The 243-nt window shown below is 47.3% G+C and carries 1 pseudogene; it reads right to left on the reverse strand.

The window, feature by feature from the left end:
- Positions 1-23 precede the first annotated feature (23 nt).
- Positions 24-243, reverse strand: a pseudogene (locus ACYP03_RS27600) (microcin ABC transporter permease); the annotation flags it as partial.

The following is a 243-nucleotide window of genomic DNA, read 5'->3' on the forward strand; positions in this document are numbered from 1 at the left end:
GGCAGGGTCAAATGACAGAATTAATCCCCGATTTGCTGATACCAGGTGATCTGATCAAAATCTGAAGAATAGATCCCCCGTAACGGGAAACAGCTGAATTTATTCCCACTGGCGAAAAAGATGATTATCACGATGGCGAACAGAAACCCTGGAATTGCATTGCCGGTGATCACCAGTGCGATGCTCCAGATATCGAAGCGAGTGCCTTGTTTCACCGCTTTCGCAATCCCTAACGGGATTGAC

This window comes from Photobacterium sp. R1, assembly GCF_054600795.1.